At 58.9% G+C, this 14,653-nt stretch carries 11 protein-coding genes and 1 pseudogene; 8 read left to right on the top strand and 4 right to left on the bottom strand.

Annotation, left to right across the window (positions count from 1 at the left end):
* Nucleotides 1-9: 9 nt before the first annotated feature.
* Complete coding sequence (locus V5B59_RS24410; protein ID WP_332352439.1) at nt 10-1,029, bottom strand: hypothetical protein; 1,020 nt, start codon at nt 1,027-1,029, stop codon at nt 10-12.
* Nucleotides 1,030-1,181: 152 nt separating this feature from the next.
* Nucleotides 1,182-1,550: a VOC family protein gene (locus V5B59_RS24405; RefSeq protein ID WP_169070277.1), complete on the bottom strand. Its 369-nt coding sequence runs from the start codon at nt 1,548-1,550 to the stop codon at nt 1,182-1,184.
* Between the two features lie 276 nt (nt 1,551-1,826).
* Here V5B59_RS24405 and V5B59_RS24400 point away from each other — a divergent pair, with 276 nt between their 5' ends.
* The 3 genes from V5B59_RS24400 (at nt 1,827) to V5B59_RS24390 (ending at nt 4,840) form a co-directional block, all read left to right on the top strand.
* Nucleotides 1,827-2,069, top strand: a complete 243-nt coding sequence (locus V5B59_RS24400; protein ID WP_332352486.1) for a transposase — start codon at nt 1,827-1,829, stop codon at nt 2,067-2,069.
* Between the two features lie 276 nt (nt 2,070-2,345).
* Nucleotides 2,346-3,299 carry a hypothetical protein gene (locus V5B59_RS24395; protein ID WP_332352438.1) on the top strand — a complete coding sequence of 318 codons (954 nt, stop codon included), beginning with the start codon at nt 2,346-2,348 and terminating at the stop codon, nt 3,297-3,299.
* Nucleotides 3,300-3,508: 209 nt separating this feature from the next.
* Complete coding sequence (locus V5B59_RS24390) at nt 3,509-4,840, top strand: CBASS cGAMP-activated phospholipase (protein WP_408612961.1); 1,332 nt, start codon at nt 3,509-3,511, stop codon at nt 4,838-4,840.
* On the opposite strand, the gene V5B59_RS24385 is transcribed toward V5B59_RS24390, so the two are convergent.
* Together V5B59_RS24385 and V5B59_RS24380 are read right to left on the bottom strand one after the other, a co-directional pair.
* Nucleotides 4,752-6,287, bottom strand: a complete 1,536-nt coding sequence (locus V5B59_RS24385; RefSeq protein WP_332351228.1) for a DUF6399 domain-containing protein — start codon at nt 6,285-6,287, stop codon at nt 4,752-4,754. The two genes, V5B59_RS24390 and V5B59_RS24385, sit on opposite strands and share 89 nt — an antisense overlap.
* Before the next feature lie 659 nt (nt 6,288-6,946).
* Nucleotides 6,947-7,144: pseudogene (locus V5B59_RS24380) on the bottom strand (alanyl-tRNA editing protein); the annotation flags it as partial.
* 114 nt (nt 7,145-7,258) lie between these two features.
* Between V5B59_RS24380 and V5B59_RS24375 the strand changes: the two are divergent.
* The 5 genes from V5B59_RS24375 (at nt 7,259) to ppdK (ending at nt 14,640) form a co-directional block, all read left to right on the top strand.
* Nucleotides 7,259-7,855, top strand: a complete 597-nt coding sequence (locus tag V5B59_RS24375; protein ID WP_034911090.1) for a 2-oxoacid:acceptor oxidoreductase family protein — start codon at nt 7,259-7,261, stop codon at nt 7,853-7,855.
* Entirely contained in the window at nt 7,848-9,101 is a 1,254-nt protein-coding gene (gene porA, locus V5B59_RS24370) for a pyruvate ferredoxin oxidoreductase (protein ID WP_332352436.1), read from the top strand. Before V5B59_RS24375 ends, porA begins: the two co-directional genes overlap by 8 nt.
* A gap of 11 nt (nt 9,102-9,112) precedes the next feature.
* Entirely contained in the window at nt 9,113-10,126 is a 1,014-nt protein-coding gene (locus V5B59_RS24365) for a thiamine pyrophosphate-dependent enzyme (RefSeq protein ID WP_332352435.1), read from the top strand.
* The gene (locus V5B59_RS24360) at nt 10,126-11,748 is read left to right on the top strand and encodes an NAD(P)-binding protein (protein WP_169071375.1); all 1,623 of its coding nucleotides are present in this window, start codon (nt 10,126-10,128) and stop codon (nt 11,746-11,748) included. The genes V5B59_RS24365 and V5B59_RS24360 overlap by 1 nt, the downstream gene beginning before the upstream one ends.
* A 159-nt stretch (nt 11,749-11,907) precedes the next feature.
* The gene (gene ppdK, locus V5B59_RS24355; RefSeq protein ID WP_332352434.1) at nt 11,908-14,640 is read left to right on the top strand and encodes a pyruvate, phosphate dikinase; all 2,733 of its coding nucleotides are present in this window, start codon (nt 11,908-11,910) and stop codon (nt 14,638-14,640) included.
* Nucleotides 14,641-14,653: the final 13 nt, after the last annotated feature.

Genomic DNA, 14,653 nt, shown 5'->3' with positions numbered 1-14,653 from the left:
GGAAAGTTGTCAATCCACGACATACCGAAGCAAGTTCCTGTCCCAATGAAAACTCTTGCTCCAGGCCTTCTTCTTTGATTTGACGATCAGCTTGTAATATCCGTCCGTCTTGGCGTCAGAAATACTGACGGTATTTTCACCCTCGAAAATCTCATGATTGCGACTGCCGTCCTTATTCCAGTCTCCTGCCACGTCCTTGAAGTAATACATCGGCTCGGAAAATATTGCACGTAACTCTCCATTGATTACTGCGAACAGTGTTAGAACCTGAAAACTGGCACCTCCACCAGAATAACTTTCATTCATTCCAGAACGGATTCCAAAGGCAACAGTTTCATTACTTATGGCGTACCTGGCAAAATCGAATCGATATAGTTCCGAGGGGTAGAGCAGCGCACTCTTCATTTTTTCGGTTTCTTCGTCCTGCCATTGATTGATTCCACCGGGACCAAAAAGATTCGAATGACTCCATTTGGTTGCCAACGGACTTCCTTCTACGCCGGACCAGCTGACCACGGTTGAAGCCAGAGAAATGCGGTCACCATCCTTTCGGATCATACCGATGGCCATCAGGTAATCTCCGGATGACACCCACTCCCCAGGCTTGCTTCCAGGCTTTGTCTCGGTTTGCCATGGGTTACAGATTGCTTTGCCATTGTTGTATTTCAGCGCACGTTCCTTGGTGAGCTGGTTTGGTGCAATGCATGCGAAAGCAATGTACATGTTTTCTTTATATGGCCAATTTTTCATTCCGGCAAGTGTCGCCAGGGATGCATTGGCCTTGGGAAGAAGGAGGCGGACAATGTCATCGGTGGCGAGACCCGCCGGCAAGATCGTGCCAAAGCCATCCGTGCGCGTGGAACCGCTCATTTGCTGGTCGTATATTGCTTTGCCATCAGCACTGTCAATTTTTCCGCGTACCTGCGACAGCGTAGGTGCTGATTTCGGGCCATCGCCACGAGCAGGACTTGGCATTGCCATCAAAAGCAGGATCAATGCTGCTGCCAGGGCTCCAGGCGTATTGGTCATGAACGGTGTTCCACGCATAGTGCTGTCTAACATGAAGGTGATCAGCTAGCGGAGCAGCTAGCACGGAGGGCACCTGCAAGCGCAGCTTGCAGGCTGTCCATCTCGACCGTCAGATTAATACATCCGGAAACTCGAATCGAGCGGCCTCTTGGTCATTGCATCGAGTGCAGGCCAATCATGTTGCCTTCCGTGTCGATGACCAGCGCGATGTAGCCGTACTGCCCGATGGACATCTTTTCCTTTTCGACTTTGCCCCCGGACTGAACCGCCTTTGCAGCCTCAGTCGCGCAGTCGGCGCAGCTGAAGTAGACCAGGATGGCATTGCCGCCGGAACGAAAGCCCGGCATCTTGACCAATGTGCCCGAAGCACCAAATCCATCTGGCTGCATGGGAAACGCCCACATTTCCATGCCTGAGCTCTTGATCCTGGACAGTTGAACGCCAGATACCGCCTCATAGAACGCCTTGGCACGAGTCATGTCTTCGACATATATTTCAAACCAGCCAACTGGATTGTTCATAACCGTCCTTTCAGAATGTGAGTGGAATGCGAGGTCCAGGCACCCATCAGCCGCGAGCGGTCAGCAGGTCGGCTGGACGGGATGGTTGGACTGAAGCGCCTCGACGGCGGTACGGCTGTCAAGGGGATTGTAAGCGAGGAACGCCCTGGGTCAACCATTTGCGTGCCAGATACGGGTTCTCGGGCGGCACAAAAGAGCCTTCCGGGTCATCACACAAGCGCCAAAGGCAGGAACAAGAGGGCTTGAAGGTGCCAGTTCCAGAGTTCCCGCCGTAACCTGGAGTGTATGGCTGAAACCGTGGCAGAGAGCGCGTACCAACAGTTGCATCACATGTTCCGTGAATCGGAATGGGAACGGCGCAACGTCCGACGGCAACTGATCGCCGATGCGAACGTTCATTTTGGCTACTCCAGCGCTGTGCCCATGGACGCGAGTGGCTTGACCAAGAAGGGCCAGATGTCTGCGGGCGTGGCCCGACAGTGGAACGAGCGCCTGGGGAAGTACAGAAAATGTATCTGATGACATTTCCCCAGCAATTCCCGGCCTGATTTAACCTGTTGATTTATATTGATAATTAACGCACCAAATCTGTGCATGCAATTTGGGAACTGTTTGTAATCAATGACTTGGGAAACTTATGCCGGGAATTGCTGACATTTCCCCAACGCTTTCCCGCACTTTCCTGCCGAAGCGCTTCTACAGCACGTATATCAGCGACCACCCGCCACCTCATCTATAGTGGATCCACAAGGTTGTCGGTTTTTCAATACAAGCACAGCGCGAAGGGAGAACCTTATGGACAGCAATATCCCCAACTTCAATTCGTCGGCCTCTGCTATGACGCACGCAGCAACACCCCGTCAGAACAAGCCGCTGGACCGGATTTACGATGTATTTCTTTCGCATCGCCGCGAGAATGAAGCCTTGGTAACGGAACTGAATGACTACATCGAGAATGAGCTGCACTTTGAAGCCTACGTGGATTGGAAGGACAGCAGTTCGGATCATCTCGATCGCGAGCATGTCACCGCAGGAACCGCCAATTACCTGCGCACGATCATGCGCCATTCGTGCAGTCTGATCTTCGTGGTTGGGGAAAACGCGGGCGAGTCCCGGTGGACGCCATGGGAACTTGGTTTTTTCGATGGGCGACAGAGTGCGCAGCGGATCGGCGTGTACCTGCCGGATGGGATCGAGCTCCCTGCTGGACAGCAATATTTGGGCCTTTATGGGCCTGAGCCGCTCCGCAAGGCTGACCTGCGCCGTTTTTTGGAAAAGGCTACCCTTGATGTGGCGGCTATGGACAGTGCCCAGTCGGACCAGTGGAACCGCCACCTCCAGCGCTTCCTGAGCCGGCCGGATGACTACTGGTTATCGGTGTTGCAGTGGCAGTTCGGTTATGCAGCCAACCTGATGACAGCGCCAGACCAAAAAAACTTACTGCCAGACGAACAGCCCCGCGACGTGCCGCGCGAGCCGACCGCGCTGTTTCAACCATGGCTACGGGTTTTGCGTCAGAGCCAACACACCATCGGAGAATTGCGCCGACAGCTCCATGTGACCCAGCGCGGAAGACCAACCGCGGCGCCCGTGCAGGGATTCCCGTCGCTGTGGTCTGAATGGTGGAGGAACTGGCTGCCCTCGCCAGTCACCGCCAACGCGCCGGCGGAGGCACTTCAATTCCTGGGGGTGGCGCAGGGAATACAGGCACCGGTCACCGTGACGAAGGGCGAGAACAAGCTATGGTAAATAACCAGCAACCATCCCTAAGCCCGAGTGCTCTCGAGGGCGCACGCATTTGGCTGTCTGGAGCGGTTCCTGAGAGCCAAGACACCACAGAGGCACAGCGTGCTGCAATTGTTGACTTCGTTCGGCGATTCGCACGCCGTGTTTTCGAACGTGGTGGCCACATCGTCCATGGCAGTCATCCCAGTTTCACGCCAATTCTTTTGGAAGAAATGCAACGCTATCAAGAAGAAGGCGGCCACAAGGATCGCTTGGTGCTGGCCGTCTCGCGATACTGGTCGCGGGACCAAGAAAAGGTCCCCCTAGATGAGTGGCGGAAGCTGGCTTTGGTTTACGAGACGCCCGACACAAGCGGCGAACGAGCCCGCGATGAGAGTTTGCAACTGCTCCGAAAATGGATGGTTTCCCGTTGTGACGCCATTGTGGTCGTCGGCGGAAAATGGTGGCAAACGGTCGGAGGCCGGGCTGGCATTCCTTTGGAACTTGGACTCGCAATCGAACGCGGCATCCCATGTTTCCTGTTGGGCGGGCTTGGGGGTGCTGCTCAGGATTTTGTTGCGCAACATCCGGGAGTTTTCAAGCAGCTCAAGAACGGCCTTGATGAAGAAGCGAACCGAGAGATCTCCACCAAGGACGATGTCGGCAGTCTTGCAGAATCAGTTTGCGCTCACTTGGAGCGGTTACCGCTCGTGCGTGGCCTGGGCTCAGACGGCATCTCATTCCGAATCTTGGCCCTCGACGGTGGGGGCTTAAAGGGAGCGTTTACGGCATCAGCCATCGCCACATGGGAAAAGCAGACTGGTTACCGGGTCGTTGACCATTTCGATCTCATCGCAGGGACATCGACTGGTGGCATCCTCGCTCTCGGGTTGGGATTGGGTCTTTCAGGTCAGCGGATGCTGGACTTCTACCGGGCGCGGGGCCCCGTGATTTTTCCCGTCACACGAATCCGTGGCCGTCTTTGGCATACTCTCAGGCACATTGTCTTCCCGAAATACTCTCAGGCAATTCTACTTCGCGAGTTGGAAACCGCTTTCTACGCGGGAGGCAAGCCGATCTGCTTGAAGGATTCCCGCTGCCGGCTCGTGATCCCCACGTATCACGCGGTTGCAGGAGCGTCGCATCAGTTTCGGACACCACACCATCCCGACCTGACGGCTGATGCGAATACCGAAGCCGCTCACGCCGCACTTGCAACGGCAGCTGCGCCAACGTTTTTTAGCGCAGCAAGGATTGCGAATATGGTCGCCGAAAGCAGCTACTTTGACGGAGGGGTGTGGGCGAACTCACCAGCCATGGCGGCAATTATCGAGGCGGTGTGTTTCCTCCGGAGGCCGTTGGAGCGAATCGATGTGCTCAGTGTGGGGACAACGGAGGAGCCGTTCACGGTACGTTGGCAAACTCGGGCTGGAATTCTTGGATGGTTGTGGAAGAAGAGAATTCTCGGCTTCCCACTTAAGCCGGGACAATCTCTAACTTCAATGGGTTATGCACAACCCGGTGGCGGGACTTCCTCGGTAAGGGAAGTTCCCCCATCTGGTTGAGCAGCCAATCGAAAAGATCAGGGAAAGAGGTGCTAAACAGACGTTCGGCTGCGATAGTGCCGTCACTACGTCTCACCCCATAGTTGTGGATAACCGTTAGCGCAGCCAGGCGGCATTTCGTCAGACCTCGCCCGTTATGATACAACTGGGACAAGCGGCCATTGCGCCCTTCGACGGCGGAGGAGCTGCGATGGAACTGTCGCACCATCCATTCCCCCCATTCTAGCCAGCGCTGCAACTCACTCTCGGAGAATCCCGAATGGAACGGGTCTGCTTTCCAGGCCTCTAATGCTCGCTGCCAAGCCTCCTGATACCGTTTCCGGTGAACCCTGTTTTGCGTTTTCCGCATTTGGTAGTGCCAATAGAGTACGGGCAACAGCTTGCTCGTCAGCCATTGCCGAGTCGCTTCATCCAGAGACCAGCCCAGCAGGATTTCTTCTACCCAAAGCCACCAAAAGCTGACGTGACTCGATAAGGCGCCGATCTGGGCACGGAACTTCTTCAGGGCGGAACGGGTATCCTGGATCCCTTGTTGCGCCGCCAGAGTTTCCAGGGCCTGTGCTCGCGTTTCCAGTCCTGCCACTACGCTCTCCGCCGTCGTGCGAGTATTCTCCTCCAGGGAGAAGGGATGGATTTCCTCGGCGATTCCCAGCAACTGCTTCTGGTACTCTTGCTGCGCCTGTTCCACTTGCGCGCGGGCTTCCCAGGCACAGGCCTGTTGTGCCGCCAAAGCCGCCTTTTCCTCGGTACTGGCTCCGCGCGACGGCTGATCAAGGGCCTTCTGGGCCAGTTCGCAGCACTGATCCGCCTTGGCTTTTCGACGTCCCAAGGCCGGTGACAACCAGCGACTGAGGCCATATTGCTCGTGGAACGTATCCGCGCCCGAGGTACACTCAAAGCCTGTGACCGCTAATTTGATCAGGGCCTTCGCCCGGTCACTGATGGCGTGGTTGACTTCGATACCCAGTGCTTCCAGGCGCGGGGTCACCTGGGCAAACCAGGTATCGAAACCCCGGTCCTTCTGAATCGACTCCAGCAATAGGTAGCCCGAGGACAAATCCATCAGCACCAAGATCAGAATCTCCCCAAAGAACGTCTCATCCGCGGCCACCACCGCTTGGCGTGTCCGCGTCGGTACCGAGGCTTCACACTGTTGCTGAAACAGGGGCAACAGCGCTTCCATCCGGCTGAGTTGGGTCTGCAAGGCGCTGGGAGACACCCCCACATGGGTATGAAGGCGGATCAATTGGAAGAAATCCGACAAGGCACCCGCCCCCACATGATGTTGCAGCCCGAACGTGTACAGCACAGCAAATACCAGCAATCTCAGCCATGCCTCCCCCTCTTCGGTTTCCCAAAACCCCGATTCAGGATGTCGGTTCCTACGGGCTTGCGCTTGCAGGTGGCGATGAACACTGCTTTTCGGGCGATGAATTAATTCCCCCACTGCACGCAGGCTTCGTTTTCCCTGGTCTGTAAGTGCGGCAAAAATGACGCGGCTGGTTGTCCGTATGGCTTGAGTCGTAGAGTTTTTTTGTCATAAAACTGATGATACAGGAGATGCGGCAACCAGTTCCCATCTCCTCAGCTCCCTTCATCCTCAGACTCTATCGGTAGCATGACTGTCCCGCTTTAAGTGGGAAGCCGAATTCTCGAACTTCTGATGAATGTGCAGCAAGAGTCGTCCTTGCGACTGGCTCGACTTCTCGTGAGCGAGCCTAGATTTCTCCGCGTCAACACTATGACAGCTCCGGGAAGTTATTCCCTGGACGGGCCGAAAGAGATCGACGAATTGGCGGACCTTGGCAATTTCGCGGCTCTCCAAACGGATGTCCTCAGCCAGGTGAAATCACGTTTCTTAAATGGAGTTTCGGTGACTCCTTGGGAGCGGTTCCCGTAATTATCACCAGCGCCATGTGATGGTGCCACGCCTGCCAGCGGCGGGCCGAAGGTTCCTCATCGTCCCAGATCCATACTCGCCGGGTCAGTCACTCCGATAATCCAACACATGCCCGGCCTGGCTAACACTGCGCATCCATGACTCCATGAGCGCATGATCATGCGGCCGGGTCGCCGGGCTGGCTGCAATCCCCAGGGCGACTGCAGCTACCCGGAGAACCCGAGAACGACGCGCCGCGTCATCGCGCTTTTCTTCTCAATCTTCGTGACGACGACGGAGCCGACCTCGGCCGTGTTTGCCACATGCGTGCCTCCGCATGGCTGCAGGTCGACGCCCTCGATGTCGAGGACGCGCACGCGACCCAGGCCACGCGGTGGCTGCACGCTCATGCTGCGCCCCAGGACAGCTCTCCGGGAAGAAAGTTCGGCCATACGCCGCAGTATCGTTGTTTTCATCAGCTTCGAACTCAGCTATGCTGCGCGAACGTCGAAAGAACGATGTAAACCAATGGAGGAATTATGTTCCAAGTCCGAATACACGGTCGCGGCGGCCAGGGTGTGGTGACGGCTGCCGAGATGTTGTCTATTGCTGCGTTTGAGGAAGGCCGCCACGCACAGGCCTTCCCGAGCTTCGGTTCCGAACGTACAGGAGCCCCGGTCGTCGCCTTCTGCCGCATCGCCGACCAGGAAATCCGGCTGCGCGAACCGATCATGGAACCCGATGCCCTGATCATTCAGGATCCGACGCTGCTGTTCCAGGTCGATGTCTTCTCCGGCCTGAAAAAAGGCGGTTACATCCTGATCAACACCACCCGCAGTTTCGACGAATTGGGTCTCGGCGATTTCCTTCGCGACTGGCCGAAGGAAAGATTGTGCACGGTCCCGGCGACCGATCTCAGTCGCAAGCATGTCGGTCGTCCAATGCCCAATGTCCCCTTGCTCGCCGGTTTTGCGGCAGCATCAGGGATCATCCGGCTGGAGTCGGTAATCATGGCGATCAACGACAAATTCTCCGAAAAGGTGGCCAGCAACAATATCGCTGCCGCAACCGAGGCTTATCAGTTTGTCCTCGACGAGATCGAAAGCGCACGTCAGCAGGAGGCCGCACATGCTTAAGCAGACTGAAGGTTCACACGCCGTTGCCGAGGCTGTCGCCCTGTGCCGGCCCGAGGTGATCTGCGCCTACCCCATTTCACCGCAGACGCACATCGTTGAAGGCCTGGGCGAGATGGTCAAGGCCGGCGAGGTCGAGAACTGCGAGTTCATCAACGTCGAGTCCGAGTTTGCCGCGATGAGCGTCGCCATTGGTTCATCGGCAACCGGTGCGCGCACCTACACCGCCACCGCTTCACAGGGCCTGCTGTTCATGGTCGAAGCCGTGTTCAACGCTTCCGGCCTCGGCCTGCCGATCGTGATGACCGTTGCCAACCGCGCCATCGGGGCACCAATCAACATCTGGAACGATCACTCGGATTCCCTCTCGCAACGCGACTGCGGCTGGATCCAGTTGTTTGCCGAAACCAACCAGGAAGCGCTCGATCTGCACATCCAGGCCTTCAAGCTGGCAGAGGAAGTCAGCCTGCCGGTGATGGTGTGCATGGACGGCTTCATCCTGACGCACGCTTACGAGCGCGTGGACGTTCCCAGCCAGGAGCAGGTCGACGCTTTCCTGCCGCCTTACGAACCCCGTCAGGCGCTGGATCCCAAGGAACCGGTATCGATTGGCGCGATGGTCGGCCCCGAGGCTTTCGCGGAGGTCCGCTACCTCGCGCACGCCAAGCAGATGCAGGCTCTTGGACTGATCCCGAAAATGGCCGAGCAGTTCAAAACGGTATTCGGTCGTGAGTCGGGCGGCCTGACGCGTTCGTATCTGACCGACGACGCCGAAACCATTGTCGTGGCGATGGGTTCGGTGCTGGGAACGATCAAGGACACCGTCGACGAAATGCGTGCTGCCGGCGAGAAGATCGGCGTGCTGGGAATCACTTCCTACCGGCCTTTCCCGATCGATAGCGTCCGTGCCGCACTGCAGAACGCGCAGCGCGTGGTGGTGCTCGAGAAGAGCCTGGCCGTCGGCATCGGTGGCATCCTGTCTACCGACGTGCGCATGGCGATGTCGGGCCTGCAGTTGCACGGCCATACCGTCGTCGCCGGACTCGGCGGGCGGGCGATCACCCGCAAATCCCTGCGAGCGCTGTTTGCCAAGGCCGCTCGTGGCGAACTCGAACATCTCACCTTCCTCGATCTCGACTGGAACGTGGTCAACAAGCAGCTCGAACGCGAGCGCACCACTCGCCGTTCGGGTCCGGCAGCCGAAAGCATGCTGCGCGACGTGGGCGTCATTGCCGCCCGTATTGGCTGAGGACATCTACGATGAGCTTCCAACCCCTGCATTTCTACCAGACCGGCACCTTCACCATCGGCAACCGCCTGCTCGGCGAAGAAGACCGGACGGTGCAGTCCGACATCCGCCGCACCAATTCACTCAATTCGGGGCATCGCGCCTGCCAGGGCTGCGGTGAAGCACTCGGCGCACGTTTCGCCATCGATGCGGCGATGAATGCCGCGCGTGGCCGACTGATTGCAGCCAATGCCACCGGCTGCCTCGAAGTCTTCTCGACCCCCTACCCCGAGACCTCGTGGCAGATTCCATGGATTCACTCGCTCTTCGGCAACACCGCCGCGGTCGCCACCGGCATCGCTGCTGCGATCAAGGTGAAAAGACAAAAAGGCGAGATGGCTGATGTCCGCGTCGTTGCCCAGGGCGGCGACGGTGGCACCACCGACATCGGTTTCGGCTGCCTGTCGGGGATGTTCGAGCGTAATGATGACGTTCTGTACATCTGCTACGACAACGGCGGCTACATGAACACCGGCGTACAGCGCAGTTCGGCTACGCCGCCGGCAGCCCGCACGGCGACCACCATGCCGGTCGGCCCGGAGCCCGGAAACGTCTTCGGCCAGGGCAAGTTCGTCCCGGCGATCGCCATGGCGCACGAGATTCCCTACGTCGCGACGGCTACCGTTGCGGGCCTGCACGACCTCGAATACAAGGTCACCAAGGCCATGGGCATGCGCGGCGCCCGCTACATCCATATTCTGGTGCCCTGCCCTCTTGGCTGGGGCGCGGCGTCGCAGGACACCATCAAGCTGGCACGCCTGGCCAAGGAAACCGGCATCTTTCCGGTTTTCGAAGCGGAACATGGCGAAGTCACCGGCGTCCTGAAAATCCGCCGGCAACAGCCAGTCGAGGAGTATCTGCGACTGCAGAAACGCTATGCCCATCTGTTCGGCAAGACGCCGGCAGTGGCAACGATCGCCCGCCTGCAGGCGGCGGCAGACAAGAACATTCGCAAGTACGGACTGCTTGACCAGGAGGCGAACTGATGGAAAAACCCTTTGCCATAACTCTAGACCCCGGCTCTTCGCTGGCCAACCGCACCGGCTCGTGGCGCACCTCCAGGCCGGTGTATGTTGACCGCCTGCCGCCCTGCAACAATCAATGCCCGGCCGGCGAAGACATCCAGGGCTGGCTGTTCCATGCCGAATCCGGCAACTACGAAAGCGCCTGGCGGCACCTGACCAAGGACAACCCCTTCCCGGCGATCATGGGACGCGTCTGCTACCATAGTTGCGAGAACGTCTGCAACCGCGGCAAGATTGACGAGCCGGTCGGCATCAATTCGGTCGAGCGCTTTCTCGGCGACGAGGCACTCAAGCGCGGCTGGAAGCTGACGGCACCGACCACCGAATCTGGCAAGCATATCCTGATCGTCGGCGCCGGCCCCTCGGGCATGTCGGCAGCCTACCACCTGCGCCGGCTCGGTCACCGCGTCACGGTCCATGAGGCGGGTCCGCTGCTCGGCGGCATGATGCGCTTCGGCATTCCCAAGTACCGTTTGCCGCGCGATGTGCTCGAAGCCGAGATGCAGCGTGTCGTGGAACTTGGGGTCACGGTGAAACTGAACAGCAAGGTCGATAACATTCTCGACACCATGCAGGCCGGCAAGTTCGACGCCGCTTTCCTGGCGGTCGGTGCACACATCGGCAAGCGGGCGAGGATTCCTGCCGGTGACGCCGCAAAAATCATCGACGCCATTTCGCTGCTGCGCAGCATGGAAGGTGAAGACAAGCCCATGCTGGGCAGGCGCGTCGTCGTTTATGGTGGCGGCAACACGGCCATCGACGTGGCGCGCACCGCCAAGCGCATGGGTGCCGAGCCGCTGATCGTCTATCGCCGTACGCGCGAGAAAATGCCGGCGCATGATTTCGAGGTCGAGGAGGCGCTCCAGGAAGGCATCATGGTCAAGTGGCTGTCGACCATCAAGCAGGCCGACGAATCCTCGTTGACCATTGAAAAGATGGCCCTCGACAGCAATGGCTTTCCGCAGCCGACGGGCGAGATTGAAACCATCGAGGCCGACTCGCTGGTACTCGCGCTCGGGCAGGACGTCGATCTCGGTTTGCTCGAAGGCGTTCCCGGATTGCAGGTCAGCGATGGCGTGGTGCAGGTCGGCGCCAACATGATGACCGGCCATCCGGGCATTTTCGCGGGTGGCGACATGGTCCCGGCCGAACGCAACGTCACCGTCGGCATCGGTCACGGCAAGGCGGCGGCCAAGCATATCGATGCCTGGCTGCGCAACGAGCAATACGTTCCACCGCCCAAGCATGACGTCGCGATTTTCGAGAACCTCAACACCTGGTATTACACCGATGCACCGAAAACGGTTCGCCCGATGCTGGACATCATTCGTCGTCAATCGACCTTCGATGAAGTCCAGGGCGGACTCGATGAAAGTACCGCGCTGTTCGAGGCACGGCGCTGTCTTTCCTGTGGCAACTGCTTCGAATGCGACAACTGCTACGGCGTCTGTCCGGACAATGCAGTCATCAAACTCGGCGCCGGCAAGCGCTTCGAGTTCAACTACGACTATTGCAAGGGCTGCGGCATGTGCGTCGCTGAATGTCCCTGCGGCGCGATCAAGATGGAGGCAGAAGAAATCTGAGCGCTGCGCAACACCGGCATTGACGCTCCTGGCCGCTTGCAGCAACCGGGACGCGAAAACCACGTGACCCGGCATCGTTATCCGGATCACCCAATCTGGGGGCACTTCGAACCTGGCGTTTGAAGTGTCCTTTCCTTCTTCCCTAACCGCGAGGTATGTATGTCCACTGAAACAAAGAACGTCTACGTATTTGGTGCCGCTCGAACTGACGGCGATGCCACGATGAAGAATCTGCTCGGAGGCAAGGGCGCCAACCTGGCCGAAATGTGCCGCCTGGGGATTCTCGTACCCCCCGGCTTCACGATCAGCACCGAGGTGTGCACCGTCTATAGCGAGCAGGGTCAGGATGCCGTGGTCAAGCTGATCGAGGCGAACGTCCGCGAAGGCGTAGCTTTCGTCGAAAAGGAGATGGGCAAGAAATTCGGCGACGCATCCGATCCGCTACTGCTGTCGGTGCGCTCGGGCTCGCGCGCTTCGATGCCGGGCATGATGGACACCATCCTGAATCTCGGCCTCAATGACGAGGCGGTTGCCGGGCTGGCGCGCAAGGCCGGCAACGAACGTTTTGCCTGGGACTCGTACCGCCGTTTCGTACAGATGTATGGCGACGTGGTGATGGGCCTCAAACCGGTATCGAAACAGGAACACGATCCCTTCGAAGTGGTCATCGACGCGCTCAAGGAGAAGAAGGGTGTGCAGCTCGATACCGAACTCGACACCAACGACCTCAAGGAACTGGTGCTGCGTTTCAAGGGACTGATTCGTGCTCGCGTCGGCCGCGAATTCCCGACCGATCCCTGGGAACAGCTGTGGGGTGCGGTGATGGCCGTTTTCCAGAGCTGGAACAACGACCGCGCCAAGGTCTACCGCGAACTGAACGACATCCCCGACTCCTGGGGTACGGCCGTGAACGTACAGGCCATGGTCTTCGGGAATCTGGGCGATCAAAGCGGCACCGGCGTTGCCTTCACGCGCGACGCAGGCACTGGTGAAGACCTGTTCAATGGCGAATTCCTGGTCAATGCGCAGGGAGAGGACGTCGTCGCCGGCACCCGCACACCACAACAGATCACCCTCGAGGGGTCGCGCCGCTGGGCACAACTGGCACTGGTCAGCGAAGAGGAGCGCCGCAGCAGGTTCCCGTCGCTCGAAGAACTGATGCCAGAAATCTACCAGCAACTCCTGCAGGCGGAAACGACCCTCGAGAACCATTACCGGGACATGCAGGACGTCGAGTTCACGATCCAGGAAGGCCGCCTGTGGATGCTCCAGACGCGCAACGGCAAGCGCACCGGCGCGGCCATGGTGCGTATCGCCATGCAGATGCTCAAGCAGGGCATGATCGATGAAAAAGAGGCCTTGCAGCGGGTGGACCCGGAGCGTTTGAACGAACTCCTGCACCCGGTTTTCGACCCGGCAGCGATCAAGAGGGCACGTTCCATCGCGCATGGCCTGCCAGCCTCCCCGGGTGCTGCGACCGGACAGATCGTCTTCTTTGCCGATGAAGCCGAGGAATGGGTCAGGAAGGGCAAGACCGTGATCCTGGTTCGTCAGGAAACGTCGCCCGAAGACCTGCGCGGCATGAGCGTTGCCAAGGGAATTCTCACCGCCCGCGGTGGCATGACCTCGCACGCGGCAGTCGTCGCGCGCGGCATGGGCAAGTGCTGCATCTCCGGCGCGGGCGCCGTACGGGTCGATTACCACGCACGTTCGATGTCGATCGGCGACCGGATCTACAAGGAAGGCGACTGGATTTCGCTCGATGGTTCGACCGGTGAAGTCTACGAGGGTCAGGTACCGACCAAGGAAGCCGAACTCACTGGCGACTTCGGGACCTTGATGGATCTCACCGACCGCTACAAGCGACTCGGCGTGCGCGCCAATGCCGACACGCCGGATGATGCCAAGGTGGCACGCAATTTCGGTGCCAAGGGCATCGGTCTGTGCCGTACCGAACACATGTTCTTCGAGGGTGACCGCATCAAGGCCGTTCGCGAAATGATCCTCGCCGACGACGAAGCCGGGCGCCGCCGGGCACTGGCCAAGCTGTTGCCGATGCAGCGCGGCGACTTCGAAGGCCTGTTCCGCGAGATGAGCGGTCTGCCGGTCACCATTCGCCTGCTCGACCCACCGCTGCACGAGTTCGTCCCGCACGATGAAGACAACCAGCGGATCATGGCGCATGAAATGAATGTGCCGCTGGGCGTGATCAAGATGCGCGTCGATGATCTGCATGAGTTCAATCCGATGATGGGTCACCGCGGCTGCCGCCTCGGCATCACCTACCCGGAAATCACCGAAATGCAGACGCGTGCGATCCTCGAAGCGGGCCTCAACATGAAGGCCAAGGGTTTCGACGTCAAGGCAGAAATCATGATCCCGCTGGTCGGAACGGTCCGTGAATTCAACGCCCAGGCCAAGGTCATCCGCCAGACGGCAGCGGCGGTCTTCGCCGAGCGCGGCGAAAAACTCGACTACCTGCTCGGCACGATGATCGAAACGCCGCGCGCCGCCCTGATCGCCGACAGCATCGGTGGGCAGGCGGAGTTCTTCTCGTTCGGTACCAATGATCTGACGCAGATGACCATGGGCTTCTCGCGCGATGACGCCGGCAAGTTCCTGCCCAGCTATCTGAAAGACGGCATGTACGAGCAGGATCCCTTCCAGTCGATCGACCAGAAAGGCGTCGGGCTGCTGGTCAAAATGGCCGTCGAGAAAGGTCGTTCGGTACGTCCGGGAATCAAGCTGGGCGTCTGCGGTGAGCACGGTGGTGACCCGGCTTCGGTCGCGTTCTTCCACCGTACGGGTCTCGATTACGTGAGCTGCTCGCCGTTCCGGGTGCCGCTGGCCCGCCTGGCAGCAGCGCAAGCGGCCCTCGACGACGCCAAGTAAGCCTTTTGTCAAC

Origin of the sequence: Candidatus Accumulibacter contiguus, from assembly GCF_036625285.1 — a bacterium.
Classification (GTDB): domain Bacteria; phylum Pseudomonadota; class Gammaproteobacteria; order Burkholderiales; family Rhodocyclaceae; genus Accumulibacter; species Accumulibacter contiguus.
The sequence above is the reverse complement of the archived record's forward strand: the minus strand, read 5'-3'. Positions and strand labels throughout refer to the sequence as shown.

Bases quoted from the DNA above. Each gene is read 5' to 3' on its own strand.
- V5B59_RS24410 (WP_332352439.1), bottom strand. From the start codon at position 1,029: ATGACCAATACGCCTGGAGCCCTGGCAGCAGCATTGATCCTGCTTTTG.
- V5B59_RS24405 (WP_169070277.1), bottom strand. From the start codon at position 1,550: ATGAACAATCCAGTTGGCTGGTTTGAAATATATGTCGAAGACATGACT.
- V5B59_RS24395 (WP_332352438.1), top strand. From the start codon at position 2,346: ATGGACAGCAATATCCCCAACTTCAATTCGTCGGCCTCTGCTATGACG.
- V5B59_RS24390 (WP_408612961.1), top strand. From the start codon at position 3,509: ATGCAACGCTATCAAGAAGAAGGCGGCCACAAGGATCGCTTGGTGCTG.
- V5B59_RS24375 (WP_034911090.1), top strand. From the start codon at position 7,259: ATGTTCCAAGTCCGAATACACGGTCGCGGCGGCCAGGGTGTGGTGACG.
- porA (WP_332352436.1), top strand. From the start codon at position 7,848: ATGCTTAAGCAGACTGAAGGTTCACACGCCGTTGCCGAGGCTGTCGCC.
- V5B59_RS24365 (WP_332352435.1), top strand. From the start codon at position 9,113: ATGAGCTTCCAACCCCTGCATTTCTACCAGACCGGCACCTTCACCATC.
- V5B59_RS24360 (WP_169071375.1), top strand. From the start codon at position 10,126: ATGGAAAAACCCTTTGCCATAACTCTAGACCCCGGCTCTTCGCTGGCC.
- ppdK (WP_332352434.1), top strand. From the start codon at position 11,908: ATGTCCACTGAAACAAAGAACGTCTACGTATTTGGTGCCGCTCGAACT.